Raw genomic sequence first — 14,253 nt, forward strand, 5'->3', positions numbered from 1 at the left:
ATCATGCAAGTTTAGTATAAAAACATGTAAGTTTAGGATAAAAATTTTACCCCTGATTCATGTACTATAATAGTTAACCAAAACAATAAAACGCTTTCAAATGGTTTTGTTTTAAAGAAATCCGCTATAGGCACTTAATTAGTTTGTTTTGCAAATAAACTATAAATTTTATGAAAGCGAATTCAAATATGTAGAAGTGCCGGGATTTTAAGCGATAGATATAAATAGGAGGGGTAAAATTGAAGAAACAAAGGAAATTTGGGATAAGGGACCAAGTTGGCTATGCATTAGGAGATATAGGTGGAAGCTTTGTTAATTTATACATCGGTGCGTTCTTCTTAGTATTCGCAACGTATGTTTTAGGGGTTAGTCCATATTTCATGGGAACGTTATTTTTAGTATCGCGAGTTTTTGATGCTTTTACAGATGTAGTGATGGGAACCATTCCCGATCGTTGGAGAATAGGAAAGAGTGGAGATAAATTTCTGCCTTATATTAGCATTGCGAAATGGTTTTTAGCGGCTTCTTTGTTAGTATCTTTTGTTGATGTATCCAGTTTTTCAACAACGATGATTCATATATGGGTAGTTGTCGTCTATAACTTCTATGGAGTCGCTTATACTGCTGATTCTATTCCTTATGGATCCTTAGCTGCGGTAATTACACGTGACCCAGTAGAAAGAACGAAATTGTCTCGTGCCCGGGCAATAGGCGGTATGATTGTTGGAATGGGTGCATTATCAATTGTCCCGATGTTTGTTTACGATAGTGCTGGTAATGTAATCCCTGAAGGCTTTTTTAATGTAGCAATCGTATTTAGTATTTTATCCTTATTATCTTATACTGCACTTGTACGGTTAACAACGGAACGGGTACGTGATGACAATCCAACTGGAAAGAAAATAGATTATAAATTCAAGGATGCATTAAAGGCTGCTCTCACAAATAGACCTTTAATCGGTATGATGATTGCTTCCATCGGCTCGTTACTTATTATCAATGGGGTAAATCAATTAGCTGCCATCGTTTTTGCAGAGTACTATAAAATGCCAAGTGCATTTACCATTAATTCTATCGTCAATATTACGATTGTAGTTATTCTATTCTTTAGCGTTCCAAAGCTGGTCGAAGTATTTGAAAAACGAAATTTAGTTATTGTCAGCTCTGCATTTAGTTTGATTGCAATAACACTATTGACCTTATTTACAATTGAAAATGTTTACGTATTTATTGCGCTATATAATATTGCTACACTTGGTTTAATGATTTTCGTTATGATTGTTTGGGCCTTGGTTACAGATTGTTTGGACTACACGGAATTGAAGACAGGCAGACGTTATGATGGAACGTTATTTTCTATCTACTCCTTTTCTAGGAAAGTTGGAATGGGTGTTGGTTCTGCTATCGGTAGTTATGCATTAGGTTGGGTCGGCTTTGTTTCGGGTGCTGAATCGCAATCGGCTGAAGTAGCAGCGAATATTTATCGCTTATACACAGGGCTCCCAATTATTGCATTTATCTTAATGTTAGTTGGTGTCGGTTTAATATTTAATTTAAATCGAACTAAAACAGACAGTATGTATGAAGAATTAAAAGAGAGAAGAGCTTGAGATAGCTTTTCAATTAAACATGGGGTTCTCTAGCGGGAACATCATGTTTAATTACTTTTGTTAGTGAGCAGAGGAAATAGTAGTAGGTAGGAATATGAAAAGTAAACATAAAGTATGCAGCTCTTTAGCAACCCCACCTTCAATTAAAATGATTAGCCACACTACATATTTTCCTAGTATGATAAAGGCAACATCACATGAAGGGGGATATACATATGAATCCAATCAAAGAATTATCGGCAGCTGATTATAACGAGATTTTTGAGTTGTCCGAGTTTGCTTTTCAATACAAATTATCAGAAGTGGACTTATTGAAAAAAAAGGAAGAAGCTGAGCGACATACGATTTGGGGCTGGATGGAAGAAGGAAGTATTGCTGCGAAGCTTCATTTAATACCATTGTCCGTATATATTAATGGCAAGTCCTTCGACATGGGCGGTATTAGCGCTGTAGCAACGTGGCCAGAATATCGAAGAAATGGAATGGTAAAGCAACTGCTTGCACATGCCCTAAACCATATGAAGGAAAATGGTCAAATGCTGTCGTATTTACATCCGTTTTCGGTTCCATTTTATCGAAAATTTGGCTGGGAAGTTGCATTTGATAAAAAACACTACACGATTCCAGTGGAAGCATTAAAACAGAAATGGAATGCAGCTGGCTATGTCCGAAGAACTCAAATGGATATCGAGCTTTTTCACTCCATTTATACAGATTTTGCTAAGCAGTTCAATGGACCGCTGACTCGTGATGAAAAATGGTGGAAGCAACGCGTTTTAGCGAAAGATGCGATGATGGTGGTTTGCTACGATGATAATAATCGAGCAGAAGGCTATTTATTCTACAGTGTAAAAGATCGGGTTTTCGAAGTGGAGGAGCTTGTATATCGTTCATTAAATGGTCGGAAACTGCTTCTAAACTTTATTGCTAATCATGATTCCATGGTAAAAGAGGTCAAGCTGACGGTTCCTGAAAAGGATAAATTACCATTACTGATTGGTGAGCCACGCTTTAAGCAAACAGTAGAACCATATTTTATGGCGCGTATTGTTGATGTACCAGGATTTTTGGCAAGCTATCCTTTTAATGAGGATTTACCGGATGCTACTTTGCTTCTGCATGTAGAAGATTGTTTTTTACCGGAGAACAGCGGGAGTTATGAAATAACTGTGGAAAATGGCGGTATTCGGATTGCTCAGTCGGACACGAATAGGCGCGAAGGAATTCACTGTAATGTTCAGGAACTTACCTCTATGCTTCTAGGTTATCGAAGACCACAGGAGCTAGCGGAAGTGGGACTTATACATGCGGATACACATACGCTGGAAATAATAGAAAAGCTTATCCCAGTAAGCCAAACATATCTTACGGATTATTTTTAAGCCATCATACCGGAACCACCACGTCACGTGTCGAGACGTGGTGGTTCCGGTACTATATTCTTGCAATTCTTTAAACAGCCTGGAACTACTCTCTCAAAGCTAAAAAACCTACCTCGTCAACACATCAAACCAAACAAATTTTCCGTCCTCGCCACGTTTCGACAAATTCCCACAGTTCCATCTAGGGACTAATGTCCTGTTATAAGTCAAAAAAAACAAAATTCATAGAATTTCTGCAAATTGTAAGTTAAAATAAAATCACTATGGCAAGGAGAAAAGGGGTGGGGGTTTATGACATATCGTGTTCATTTATATAGGCTCCTCTTTTCGATGGAGGATGATTTATTTCGGATTAAAAAAGCGGAACGCGTACAGCAGCTATGGAAGGTGAGCGTTGTCCTTGTTCTTGCTGCAATCGCTATCTATCTTTGGATGGCATTTCTTGGTTTAGGAACAGAACGTATCTCAGGTATTGCGGTAACACTAAGTGATACGGCATATGAAACGGGTAAGCTATGGTTTGTGCTAGGCAGGGTACTCTATGCCATTTTGTTTGCTGCATTTATTTTGTTTTTTCCAAGCCTCTTGTTCTATTTGCTCACGGGAATTCCATACCAAAAGCTAATTATTATGCAGCAGGTTGTCTTAGTTGTCATGCTGATGGAGCGGCTACTCTGGATTCCGCTTGTTATTTTTGCGGGGTTGAACTGGCAAGTGTCACCATTATCCTTAGGGATCATCGCTTCTTACATAACGGAAATGCCTTGGGTGATTTACTTTTTCGGAGCAATTACGCTATTTCAACTATGGATTATTTGGTTTCAAGTAAAATATCTTGCTGCTTTTTTGGAAATGAAAAAAATAGTTATCGCTATTAATGTTATTTTATTGCATTTAATTGGCTGGTGTCTTACAGCGCTTACTGCCTTTGGTGATATTTACATATTAAGTAGGTGGTTTGGATGATGCGAAAAAGAATGGTTCCTATGTTGATGGCTCTGTTCATCGGTGTTAATTTTCTGCTGGTCTTCCTGGATGATGAGGGAAAAGTGGAACGGACATCGTATGTGAATGAATGGACGAAAAGCTTTGAAAAAGATATGACAGAGAAGCTTTATAAGCCTGGTGTGCTGCATGCTGTAGGTGAGGAGCATGTTTATTTCGACAATCAGCTTGGAAGCTTTCAGCAATTTCTTGTTGAAGAAGGAGAACAGGTAAATGTCGGTGATGGATTATACACGTACCTTGTTCATGATTATTACGAAATGGAAGCGAATTTGATGAATCAAGCGGATCAAATTCAGGGGGAGATTTCGGCAATTGAGCAGGCAATTTCGCAAATGGAAATGTATCAGATTCCGTCGGATGAGCTCGGTTCGCCGCATGCGGTGACAATTACAGAGGAATTAATTGAAGTAGAGTATCCGCAAACGTCGATCGATGCTGATTTGCTGAAGGAGCAATTTCGTGTCGAAAAGGAGCTGGAGCTTTCACAAAAAAATGCACAGCTCCAGACAATTAATAATCAATTAGTTGAGCTGCGGGCAACTGGAGATACGATTACAGTGGAAAGTCCTTATGAGGGAACAATTAGTCAGCTACACGTAAATCTGGATGACCCCGTAATTACGATTCAAAATAATGATGTGCTTGCAGTTGGTGAATTGACAGAACAAGAGCGTGTCCAGATGGAGGAAAGGCGCGTCGCTGAAGTAGCTGTTCATGAAATAGGTACTCGTTTAGATGGGGTCATCGAGGAAGTTAGTAAGTCACCGACTGAAATTGAAATCGCAAAAGAAAGCATCTACCCTTTTCAGGTTGCTTTTGAAGTAGAAGATGAAGCAGACGAATTACTTCCAGGCTATCATGTGGATATTGTCATAACGATGGAAGAATCGCTAGGTGCTACGGTGCTTTTTGAGGAAGCAATTTTCACGGATGCTGTTTGGAAAATGACGAACGAAGGAAAAATTGCTAAAGAAAACATTGAAAGAGGCCTGCATGTGGACGAGGTTGTAGAGGTAGCTGATGGAGTGGAGCAGGGGGAATTCATTGCTGTTAAACCGTCGAACTTTTTCCAGCATGACGCTCACTTTATTACTCCATTACGGACAAAGCAACTAACGGGTGAATCATTTTCGGATGCAAATTGGCTGGAGCATTTTGTAACAGGCTTATTGTCTAGGTAGTCCTATAGAAAATTCAACTAGGAATGAGGTTACCACATGAAGCTTCATGATCCTTTAATCAAAATAGGGAAACAGCTAAATAAGAATAATATAGAATGGGCAGTCGGTGGGTCACTATTATTGCAACATTACCATCTGATTGATTCGCCTAATGATATCGATGTATTAGTTGCTGAAAAAGATGTCGAACGTATTAAGGATGCGATGGGTCAGGTTGGGAAAAGACAAATGGCATCGACGAAGGATCCATTTCGTACAACCTATTTTTACCGATACGAGGTTGACGGTGTTGGTGTAGATGTAATGGGAAATTTCGCTATCGAACATGATCAAGGAACCTATCAATTACTTTTCGATGCAAATCATATTGCGGAGAAAAAGAATATTCATGGTGTCTCGATCCCATTAGCTGCATTAGAAGACTGGTTTGTTTTATATCAGTTAATCCCAAATAAACAAGAAAAGGCAATACGAATTGAGAAATACTTTCGAACCAATCGTGTGACCCGTCCGGATTTGCTTCATAAAGCATTGAATCAGCCTTTGCCCATTGGGGTGCGAGAAAGTATGAAACATATTCTATATCGGTAAATGAAGGCTTGAAGATGATGCTTCAAGCCCCATTCATGCTAGATATTTGCCGCTTTATGAATCTCTTTATTCTCCCTAGTAGCCTTTTGATGGTACATCACACTAAGGATGGCACCGATCATGAGAATGATACCGGTTAAGAAGAACCAGATCATTAATACGATGATTCCTCCAAGGCTTCCATAGGTGGCAGAGTAGTTCCCGAAATTGCCTACATAGATGGAGAACCCAAGTGAGATGGTCTGCCACAGAATACTTGCTGCTAATGCACCAGGAAGTATATGTTTAAATGGAATTTTCTTGTTTGGTGCATATCGATAGAGGCACATGAGCAATACAGTAATAATAATGAGACTAATTGCATATCGTAACACTTGAAGCAGCACCGTCATTTCGGCACTTATGCCGAGCAATGATATACCAAATTCTAAAAGAACGTCTCCAAACACAGGTAGTAAAATAGCAGTAACAACCGCTAGGATCATGCTTAGTGTTAAACCGAAAGCAATAAGGCGAACAACGAGAAAAGATCGTGTTTCTTCGACATTATACGCTTCGTTTGATGCTTTAATAAATGCATTAATTCCATTTGATGCAGACCAGAGTGCACCAATGATACCAACGGTTAAAAGACCTCCGCGTGGTGTTTCAACGAGGCCGACGATATTTTCTTCAAAGACAGAAACAAGCTCGCCAGGCATAATGGAGCTAATAAAGTCCATCGCATCGTCAGGGCTGATTTGAAAATAGGGAATAATAGCGAAAGCTACAATTAATAGCGGAAAAATAGCTAAAAGAAAGTAATACGCTAAGGATGCGGCAAGTAGCGTAACATTATGTTCGTTGAATTTTTTCATAAATGCTTGTGAAAATTGTTTAACAGTAGCCATTCGGAATCCTCCAATTTGTTAGTTACTGTTTCTATACCCTGGTTTCGATATCATCAATCTTTTTCTGACAGTTAGCATGACTATAAAATTATGCTTCGATAATTTAGATGCCGAAATAACCACGTCCCGCTCCAGCGCCAGCGACTAGCAAGACGTTCATCACCTCTGTACGTCGCTCTGCTTTTGTTCTTATGTGCGTAAACGTTTTATTTATTAGGTCGCGTGGTATAATATAATAGTGTTAAATAAGGAGGGAACCTTACATATGGAAATCATTTACGTAAGTATTTTGTTCGTTTCGATTGCCTTTGCAATTGTTGCTATTTATCTATCCTTTGTATTAAAACGTGTTGCAAATACGGTGAAATCGCTCGGTACATCACTTGGAGAGCTTGAAAGAGAATTAGAATACATGACCCCACATCTAAGTCAAACATTAAATGAGTCCAGTAAACTGGTTGATGACATTCGTGAAAAGGTGAATGCCACAGATAGTGTTTTTGACTCTGCTGAAAATGTCGGAAAATCAGTTGTATCCATGAATGAAGTCTATGATGAAAAAAGCAAACAGCTTTCAGAGCAAAAATTAGAACAAAAAATGAAACCTTTTGTCGCAGGAATGACATGGAGTGAGGTTGCTATACAATTATTTTCAAAATGGCAGCAACCGAGAAATAAAGAAAAAAATGAATTAATGGTACAACATACGGACGTTGTTCCGGTAAATACAGGGAAAGAGGGATAAAGATGACGTTAGTTGGAATTGGTGTACTACTTATTGGAGTGGCATTTCTTGTTTTGGCATTTTTCATTGGGCATGCCTTGAATAATCTTGCAGGTGTCCTAGGTGGAATAGATAAGACTGTAAAAGAGCTTCCAAAGCAGTTGGATGATGTTTTTAAAGAAACAGGTAATATGATTAGTGAGAGTAATCAAACGTTAGTAGATGTAAATGAAAAGCTCAAGCATCTGAGCCCGTTGTTTTATGTTATCGGAGATGTCGGAAATGTTACGCGAAAGTTCTCTTCCTCATTAGTAGACGTAACAGACTCGATTAAAACGAAAACAGAAGGTGGTAAGGAAGTTGCGGAAAGTAATAAACTTGGAGGTGTGTACGGTACCTTTGCTTTAGGATATTACTGGTTGAAAAAGCGACAGGAACTGAAAAAGGCAAGAGGGTGAACAGAATAATGGAAGCAAGAAAAGGAAAAAGGAATTTAGCCATGCTTGCAAGCGCTGTTGGGGGAGTTTCCCTTGGCTGGTTGGCTGTCGATTACATATCGAAAAGACAGCGGCGCGAAGCAAATGAATCGATTATCGGGCGCGTGAAAAATTTTGAAAAGAAACTCTATGCAGATGGGGAAAAGCGTGCAAATGAGATGCAGCGCATTAAGCAGGAAGTAGAAGAAGCGGTGGATGAATAGTACCATTACGAAATAGAAAGAGACGAGCCTTTAAAAAGGACTCGTCTCTTCATTTTATTTACTGGAGGAAGTGACACCTTTAGCGTCCTTCCGTTTCGTTATTTCTTTGCTTTTTGAAAAAGGAAAAAACTAAGCGTTAATGCTCCGTATAATCCTTCAAGATTTTTCCGTGTTGTAAAATCATTGGCATGCTGTGTATTTTCCTTCATATCTTCAACTGCATCCACCATCTTGGATGACAGCTGGTTGGCTGCTCTTCCAGCATCTCCAACAATTTGAAAAATCGGGCTTAAGTGTTTTACCTGACTATTTACTTGATGCAGTGTATCGATACCTGTGCCAATTGCTTCCGTTGTTTGGGAAGTTACGTCATCCACTGTTTTTGGAAGCTTATCCGTTGTTTTCTGTAAGCTATTTAAAACGCCTGCCAGTTTGTTCAGTGGTTTAATAAGGAAAACAACCAATCCAATAAATGCAACTCCAATAATGATTAAACCGATACCAATCCAAATCATTCCGTCTACTTCCTCCCATTCATTTGTCTATTTGTAATTAATAACCCTTTTCGATTTTCAGTAAACATTTTCTCATTCTTAGCATACCACAAATCGATAGTCATAAACCCGTAACTTGTCCCATAAATTTAAGATTAGAGTAGCTAAATACGTGTTCAGAAGGATCGAGAATTTATCATGTATTATTTTTACTGGACTTCTTGAACAATCTCTAGAGGGAGCGGATAAGATGGCGCGTAGGACGAAGATAATGTATTGGGTGCTTGGTGTGTTTGTGTTAGTGTTTTTAATTCAATTTCCAATTACCCAAAGTGATTTTAATGCGAGTGGTCCATGGTCGCCACCACTTTCCGGGAAAACGATTGTGATTGATCCGGGACATGGTGGTCCGGATGGAGGGGCAGTTGGATCAGACGACACAGAGGAGAAGGATATTGCACTAGCTGTTTCAAAAATGATACAAAGCTATCTACAGCAAAATGGAGCGCTCGTGTACTTGACGAGGGAAGAAGATACGGACCTTGCTGATGAAAGTACGCAAGGGTTAGCAAGAAGAAAAGCAGAGGATATTCGCAACCGTCTGGAATTCATCCATGAAAAAGAGCCGGATTTCTTTTTGACGGTTCATTTAAACGCTGTTCCTTCTAGCCGTTGGCGAGGTGCGCAAACATTCTATTATCCGTCATTTGATGAAAATGGACATTTAGCAAAAATGATTCAAGAGGAGATTATCCGTAACTTAGACAACACAAATCGTTCACCATTAGTAATTAATGGGATCTATTTACTGAAACATGCGAAGGTACCTGGGGCACTTGTCGAAATTGGCTTTTTATCAAACCCAGAGGAGCAGGCGTTACTGACACAGGAGGATTACCAGCGAAAAATGGCTGTGAGTATTTATGAAGGTGTTCAGCGATATTTAACAGAGGAGATACAGGAGGAAGAGTGAAACCGTCACCACAGTGCAAATCACTTAGATTTGACGCGAATTATGTTATACTAGCAGATGTAGTACTTCATTTGTTAGTACATAAGATAAGGGGTGGTGACTTACGATGATAACGCAAGAAGAAGTGAAAGAACTACTAAGTCCTGTTCAAGATCCTTTTTTACATAGAACACTGGAAGAAACCGGTGGGATTATCGGTGTAACGATTAAGGAGGACAAGAAGCACGTCAGTGTCAAAATCGGTATTTCAAAAACAAATACGGCTGAACAAATGCAAATGCAACAAGAAATCGTCGGTATTTTAAAACGAAGTGGTGCAAACACCGTTGGACTACGATTTGAACAATTGCCGGAAGCGGTTATTAAAAAATTCCAACCTGCAGCAGACGAAGCGAAGGAAGCTTCGCTCATGGGTGGCAGCACGAATACGAAGTTTATCGCAATTGCCAGTGGTAAAGGTGGCGTAGGAAAGTCTACGGTAACCGTTAACCTTGCAGTTTCCCTTATGCGACTTGGCAAAAAGGTCGGTATTATTGATGCAGACATCTACGGCTTTAGTGTCCCAGATATGATGGGTGTAGAAGAACGCCCTGTGGTTCGTGGTAAAAAGATTCTACCTGTCGAGCGTTTCGGGGTAAAAGTAATCTCAATGGGATTCTTTGTCGAGGATAATTCACCGATTATTTGGCGCGGGCCAATGCTTGGGAAAATGATCAACAGCTTCTTTTCAGAAGTGGAATGGGGCGATTTGGACTATCTTCTCCTCGATTTGCCACCAGGAACAGGAGATATTGCAATGGATGTCCATGAGCTTCTACCAACCTGTAAAGAAATTATTGTAACAACTCCACATCCGACAGCGGCATTTGTTGCGGCTAGAGCCGGACAGATGGCTCTGAAGACAGATCATGAAATTTTAGGCGTTGTCGAAAACATGGCCTATTTTGAAAGTAAGAAAACGGGCGAGATTGAATATGTGTTTGGTGAAGGTGGCGGTAAAAAGCTTGCTGAAGTACTGAAAACAAAGGTATTAGGACAATTACCAATTCAACAGCCATATGAGGAAGAGGATGTATTCGCTCCTTCTGTTTACCAAGAGGACCATCCGAATGGAAAACAGTTCCATAAAATTGCGGCAAAGATCATTGCTAAGCTAGAAGACGAATAAAAGAGGGGGAATCCCCTCTTTTATTGTTTTCCAGCTATATGGAAGTGGATGAGCATGTGGGTTCCTAGTTGCCCCCACCACCGCCTCCACTGGCGCCGCCAGATTCCTCTTCTTCTCCACCGCTACTTTGACTACCACCCTCACCCTGCTGAGAACCGCCGCCACCTTGTTGTTTAGCCTGTTCTTCCGCTGCTTTCAGCAAAATTTCCTGCATTTTTGCTTGAAATAATGGGGTTTCGAGTGTTTGTGTGATTGATTCCTCTAAGTGTGCTTTAAATTGCTGGCTTTTTAAGAGACTTAGCATTTGATTGGTAACTTCAGGATTTTGTAATAATTCCAGCATTTGCTTCTGATATTCTGCATCACTCATTAAGTCTTTCATCAATTCCTTCTGCTCTTCTGACATGGACTTAGCGTAGCCTTCGACAAAACTTGGATCTTCAAATAGCGTCGACCACATTTCTTTCCCCTTATCGGATACAAGGGTCTCATTAATCGACTCTTTCACGACATCAGACTGAATGACAAGCTCTTGCTTCAGCTTCTCATCGGACATGATTTCCGCTAATGCCTTCTTTCCATCTTCTGTTTGTAATATATCAACAACCATTTTCTTTGTTGCTTCATAATCTCCCTCATTATGGGAGCCACCTTCACCATTACACGCAACTAATACCATTAAGGATATTCCAAGGAGTGTTAAACATACTTTGCGTAACATTAGATTTCCTCCTTCCTATATCCTTAATATGAGTGACAAATTTATAAAATATTCACTTGGAGTGGGAAAAATAAAGCGCTTCATGTTAGAATATGTACGTAAAGGATGTACGATTAGAGACATTATTATGATCATGAAAATTGTTCAGTTGCCACAGATTGTAGGAGGATTTTATATTGAATAGTCGTAACTTGGTAAATTTTTTATGGAAAACGTTTATCATTGGGGGAATCGCAGGTCTTGTTGTTAGCTTTTTTGTAAAGCCTCAGGACTATGCAATGTATTTAAGTCCATTTGATTTCATAGAAGTAGTTGGACTCATTTTGTTTTTTGTTGGACTAGGTTTAACGTTTAGTGTTGTTAGTATGACTGGATTCTTTGCTTATTTATTTATACATCGAATGGGATTGAACATGTTCCGCTCGTTTTGGCCAACCGTCCAAGTACTCGTTATTGCATTTGTTCTCTTTGATTTAGTTTATTTTCCATATCAAGCAGCTAATGGAGAAGTAGCTATTTATTGGTATATCTTAGGTGTTCTTGCGCTGCTAGCATTTGGTTGGATTGTTGCGAAGAGGAAAGCGAAAGAGACAAATTCAAAGGCGTTTGTACCAGCACTGTTTTTCATGGTCGTTATCACAACAGTTGAGTGGGTGCCTGGTTTACAGGTACAAGGTAGCGATTATGCTTGGTTGATGATTGTTCCATTGCTCGCATGTAATACGTATCAACTGCTCACCTTGCATCGGATAACGAAAAATGCAGATGAGAAGCAAACAAAAGAAAAAAAGCCGAGTAAACTAGGCAAAAATGCGAATGCTAGTAAAGCATAGACGTAGCTTCGGATAAAATAAAAACCTCTGATCGAAAAATGGATCAGAGGTTTTTATTCGGCGCTTTTTCTATTCGACGGGATTTGTTTCAGCATGTGCTTGGTTGATTAATTCGGAAATGGTTACAGGTTCGAATCCTTTGTTTTTTAATCCTGGTAAAATCGTTTTTAGAGCATCTGCAGTTTGTTTGGCTGCATCAGATGCATGAAATAGGATGATATCACCGTTACTTGTGTCTTTCATCACCTTATCAACAATTACAGAAGTTCCTGGGTTTTCCCAATCATTCGGGTTAATATTCCAATGAATCACATCAAAATCTAAACTTTCGGCCAGCTCCATGACTTCTTCATTGAAATGCCCGCTCGGTGTTCGTAATAGGTTGATATCCTCGTATCCAAGCTTTTTGAAGATATCGCGTGCATAAAGCAAGTCTTTTCGTACTTGTTCGATATCTTGATCCAGGTAACTTTTATATCGATATCCCATCATTCCTAATTCATGCTCGCCTTCTGAAATCTGTTCCAGTATTTTCGGGTGACGTTCAGCCCATTCCCCGCTAACAAAAAATGTCGCTTGTACATTTTCATTTTCAAGTTGTTCCAAGATATCCAATGCTCTTTCCTCTCCCCAACTAATATTAAATGTTAACGCAATAGCGGGCTCATCCGTGTTTCCCTTTGAAAGAGCGGTTGGTTTCTCATTAGAAAAAACAGACAGAACAGCATCCTTTTGTGTCCATATAAATAAAGATGTAAATAGGGCAAGAGCAATAATAATAACCCAGCTTTTTCGGCGTCTTAATCCGATAACGTAAAAATGATTCATAACTTCTCCTCCCGTTTCTCCGTTGGCTCTTACTATTTATGTTTATGAGCGGAGAAGAGAAATATGAACAAGCCTTGCGATTTCTAAAGAAATAGGTAGATGAAGAATTTAGCAAAAAAGGGATGAAAATAGGGGGAATCGGGGAATAGTAAGATTAATAAAAGATACAGTTCTGATTTGAATTCGAGAAATTCTTTCCTAGACTAGCGAAGATAACCGAACAACCGACAAAATTCCCCCAGTTTTACGAATGGTTGTGATGTACCTTTTCTGATATAGAAGTGATTCTTTTTCAGCGAAGAGATATGAATATGGATAAAATTGAATAATAGCAATTGATGATTACACAGCTTTTAAAGACTGTTAACACTAACTGAGAGCTGTCTAGATAGTAGAGAGGGTTATGAGGTGAATGAAATGTTAGGCTTATTGATTAATGAAATGGAACAAAAAGAAATCGAGTATCTATTAAAAAGAGAGCTTGAAGAGTTACTGTTAGATTTAGGAGACAGTAGAATTGATCAAATGGTTAAACGAGCGATGCGGGAAAGATACCGGAACCTTTTTCAATTACTTCGTCGGGTAGCCAGTGAACAGGAATGTATGAAATATATGCCAAAGCGACAAGAAAATCAGTAACATAAGAACTCCTCACGTTGATACAATCACAAGCATGTGAGGAGTTCTTATGTTACGAGGCTAAAGAAGGTAGCGAGTGATTCCTAAGGAAGAGGATAGCGATAATAACGTAGACAAAAAATAAAAACTAATCACAATTATTGTTTTTTTAATTTTCCTATTGCCCAACTGTTTTTATTATGCTATATTAAATTCTGTTGTCGCTTGATAAAACAATTTCTGCGAAACGGAAAAAAGTTTTTTGTAAAAACATGTTGACAACAAATTGATACCATGTTATATTATATCTCGTCGCAAAAAACGACATGATAACAAATTGATCTTTGAAAACTGAACAAAACAACCAGTATGTCAAGAAAAAGGAAACTAAGTTTTCTTTTTAAAACAAGTAGAAGTCAGCTTCTACAAAAGCTAAGTATTACAAACACTTTTTATGGAGAGTTTGATCTTGGCTCAGGACGAACGCTGGCGGCGTGCCTAATACATGCAAGTCGAGCGCAGGAAGCAAACT

At 39.1% G+C, this 14,253-nt stretch carries 16 protein-coding genes and 1 rRNA gene; 13 read left to right on the forward strand and 4 right to left on the reverse strand.

Annotated elements, in window-relative coordinates; translation table 11 throughout:
- Positions 1-239 precede the first annotated feature (239 nt).
- From F1560_RS09060 to F1560_RS09080, 5 genes are all read left to right on the forward strand, one after another.
- Entirely contained in the window at positions 240-1,610 is a 1,371-nt protein-coding gene (locus tag F1560_RS09060; RefSeq protein WP_149474306.1) for an MFS transporter, read from the forward strand.
- Between the two features lie 215 nt (positions 1,611-1,825).
- A complete protein-coding gene (locus F1560_RS09065) occupies positions 1,826-2,992 on the forward strand; it encodes a GNAT family N-acetyltransferase (RefSeq protein WP_149474307.1) in 1,167 nt (388 codons plus the stop codon).
- A 291-nt stretch (positions 2,993-3,283) separates the two neighbouring features.
- Complete coding sequence (locus F1560_RS09070; RefSeq protein WP_149474308.1) at positions 3,284-3,958, forward strand: hypothetical protein; 675 nt, start codon at positions 3,284-3,286, stop codon at positions 3,956-3,958.
- On the forward strand, positions 3,958-5,181 hold the full coding sequence (locus tag F1560_RS09075; RefSeq protein ID WP_246811921.1) for an efflux RND transporter periplasmic adaptor subunit: 1,224 nt from the start codon (positions 3,958-3,960) through the stop codon (positions 5,179-5,181). Before F1560_RS09070 ends, F1560_RS09075 begins: the two co-directional genes overlap by 1 nt.
- Positions 5,182-5,217: 36 nt before the next feature.
- Positions 5,218-5,772: a nucleotidyltransferase family protein gene (locus F1560_RS09080; protein ID WP_149474310.1), complete on the forward strand. Its 555-nt coding sequence runs from the start codon at positions 5,218-5,220 to the stop codon at positions 5,770-5,772.
- A gap of 38 nt (positions 5,773-5,810) precedes the next feature.
- On the opposite strand, the gene F1560_RS09085 is transcribed toward F1560_RS09080, so the two are convergent.
- Positions 5,811-6,662, reverse strand: a complete 852-nt coding sequence (locus tag F1560_RS09085) for a YihY/virulence factor BrkB family protein (RefSeq protein ID WP_149474311.1) — start codon at positions 6,660-6,662, stop codon at positions 5,811-5,813.
- 265 nt (positions 6,663-6,927) lie between these two features.
- Between F1560_RS09085 and F1560_RS09090 the strand changes: the two genes are divergently transcribed.
- Genes F1560_RS09090 through F1560_RS09100 form a run of 3 tightly spaced genes read left to right on the forward strand, consistent with a single transcriptional unit; the run spans position 6,928 to position 8,086 of the window.
- Positions 6,928-7,407 carry a DUF948 domain-containing protein gene (locus tag F1560_RS09090; RefSeq protein WP_149474312.1) on the forward strand — a complete coding sequence of 160 codons (480 nt, stop codon included), beginning with the start codon at positions 6,928-6,930 and terminating at the stop codon, positions 7,405-7,407.
- Between the two features lie 2 nt (positions 7,408-7,409).
- A complete protein-coding gene (locus tag F1560_RS09095) occupies positions 7,410-7,844 on the forward strand; it encodes a DUF948 domain-containing protein (protein WP_149474313.1) in 435 nt (144 codons plus the stop codon).
- Positions 7,845-7,852: 8 nt separating this feature from the next.
- Positions 7,853-8,086, forward strand: a complete 234-nt coding sequence (locus F1560_RS09100; protein WP_149474314.1) for a hypothetical protein — start codon at positions 7,853-7,855, stop codon at positions 8,084-8,086.
- 98 nt (positions 8,087-8,184) lie between these two features.
- On the opposite strand, the gene F1560_RS09105 is transcribed toward F1560_RS09100, so the two are convergent.
- Positions 8,185-8,601: a DUF948 domain-containing protein gene (locus F1560_RS09105; protein WP_149474315.1), complete on the reverse strand. Its 417-nt coding sequence runs from the start codon at positions 8,599-8,601 to the stop codon at positions 8,185-8,187.
- A gap of 229 nt (positions 8,602-8,830) precedes the next feature.
- Here F1560_RS09105 and cwlD point away from each other — a divergent pair, with 229 nt between their 5' ends.
- Positions 8,831-9,553: an N-acetylmuramoyl-L-alanine amidase CwlD gene (gene cwlD / locus F1560_RS09110; RefSeq protein ID WP_149474316.1), complete on the forward strand. Its 723-nt coding sequence runs from the start codon at positions 8,831-8,833 to the stop codon at positions 9,551-9,553.
- Positions 9,554-9,659: 106 nt separating this feature from the next.
- Positions 9,660-10,721: an Mrp/NBP35 family ATP-binding protein gene (locus F1560_RS09115; RefSeq protein WP_149474317.1), complete on the forward strand. Its 1,062-nt coding sequence runs from the start codon at positions 9,660-9,662 to the stop codon at positions 10,719-10,721.
- 64 nt (positions 10,722-10,785) lie between these two features.
- On the opposite strand, the gene gerD is transcribed toward F1560_RS09115, so the two are convergent.
- A complete protein-coding gene (gerD, locus tag F1560_RS09120) occupies positions 10,786-11,442 on the reverse strand; it encodes a spore germination lipoprotein GerD (RefSeq protein ID WP_149474318.1) in 657 nt (218 codons plus the stop codon).
- Positions 11,443-11,618: 176 nt separating this feature from the next.
- Here gerD and F1560_RS09125 point away from each other — a divergent pair, with 176 nt between their 5' ends.
- Positions 11,619-12,275, forward strand: a complete 657-nt coding sequence (locus F1560_RS09125; protein ID WP_149474319.1) for a KinB-signaling pathway activation protein — start codon at positions 11,619-11,621, stop codon at positions 12,273-12,275.
- 69 nt (positions 12,276-12,344) lie between these two features.
- Here F1560_RS09125 and pdaB read toward each other — a convergent pair whose 3' ends face one another.
- Positions 12,345-13,103: a polysaccharide deacetylase family sporulation protein PdaB gene (gene pdaB / locus F1560_RS09130; RefSeq protein WP_149474320.1), complete on the reverse strand. Its 759-nt coding sequence runs from the start codon at positions 13,101-13,103 to the stop codon at positions 12,345-12,347.
- A 417-nt stretch (positions 13,104-13,520) separates the two neighbouring features.
- On the opposite strand from pdaB, the gene F1560_RS09135 reads away from it, so the two are divergent.
- Both F1560_RS09135 and F1560_RS09140 read left to right on the forward strand, forming a co-directional pair.
- On the forward strand, positions 13,521-13,742 hold the full coding sequence (locus F1560_RS09135) for a hypothetical protein (protein WP_149474328.1): 222 nt from the start codon (positions 13,521-13,523) through the stop codon (positions 13,740-13,742).
- Positions 13,743-14,172: 430 nt separating this feature from the next.
- A 16S ribosomal RNA gene (locus tag F1560_RS09140) occupies positions 14,173-14,253 on the forward strand; the annotation flags it as partial.

The organism is Oceanobacillus polygoni (assembly GCF_008304605.1).
GTDB classification, from domain to species: Bacteria; Bacillota; Bacilli; order Bacillales; family Amphibacillaceae; genus Oceanobacillus; species Oceanobacillus polygoni.

Excerpts from the sequence above, each read along its gene's own strand:
- F1560_RS09065 (WP_149474307.1), top strand. The coding sequence starts at position 1,826 with ATGAATCCAATCAAAGAATTATCGGCAGCTGATTATAACGAGATTTTT.
- F1560_RS09070 (WP_149474308.1), top strand. The coding sequence starts at position 3,284 with ATGACATATCGTGTTCATTTATATAGGCTCCTCTTTTCGATGGAGGAT.
- F1560_RS09075 (WP_246811921.1), top strand. The coding sequence starts at position 3,958 with ATGCGAAAAAGAATGGTTCCTATGTTGATGGCTCTGTTCATCGGTGTT.
- F1560_RS09080 (WP_149474310.1), top strand. The coding sequence starts at position 5,218 with ATGAAGCTTCATGATCCTTTAATCAAAATAGGGAAACAGCTAAATAAG.
- F1560_RS09085 (WP_149474311.1), bottom strand. The coding sequence starts at position 6,662 with ATGGCTACTGTTAAACAATTTTCACAAGCATTTATGAAAAAATTCAAC.
- F1560_RS09090 (WP_149474312.1), top strand. The coding sequence starts at position 6,928 with ATGGAAATCATTTACGTAAGTATTTTGTTCGTTTCGATTGCCTTTGCA.
- F1560_RS09095 (WP_149474313.1), top strand. The coding sequence starts at position 7,410 with ATGACGTTAGTTGGAATTGGTGTACTACTTATTGGAGTGGCATTTCTT.
- F1560_RS09100 (WP_149474314.1), top strand. The coding sequence starts at position 7,853 with ATGGAAGCAAGAAAAGGAAAAAGGAATTTAGCCATGCTTGCAAGCGCT.
- F1560_RS09105 (WP_149474315.1), bottom strand. The coding sequence starts at position 8,601 with ATGATTTGGATTGGTATCGGTTTAATCATTATTGGAGTTGCATTTATT.
- cwlD (WP_149474316.1), top strand. The coding sequence starts at position 8,831 with ATGGCGCGTAGGACGAAGATAATGTATTGGGTGCTTGGTGTGTTTGTG.
- F1560_RS09115 (WP_149474317.1), top strand. The coding sequence starts at position 9,660 with ATGATAACGCAAGAAGAAGTGAAAGAACTACTAAGTCCTGTTCAAGAT.
- gerD (WP_149474318.1), bottom strand. The coding sequence starts at position 11,442 with ATGTTACGCAAAGTATGTTTAACACTCCTTGGAATATCCTTAATGGTA.
- pdaB (WP_149474320.1), bottom strand. The coding sequence starts at position 13,103 with ATGAATCATTTTTACGTTATCGGATTAAGACGCCGAAAAAGCTGGGTT.
- F1560_RS09135 (WP_149474328.1), top strand. The coding sequence starts at position 13,521 with ATGTTAGGCTTATTGATTAATGAAATGGAACAAAAAGAAATCGAGTAT.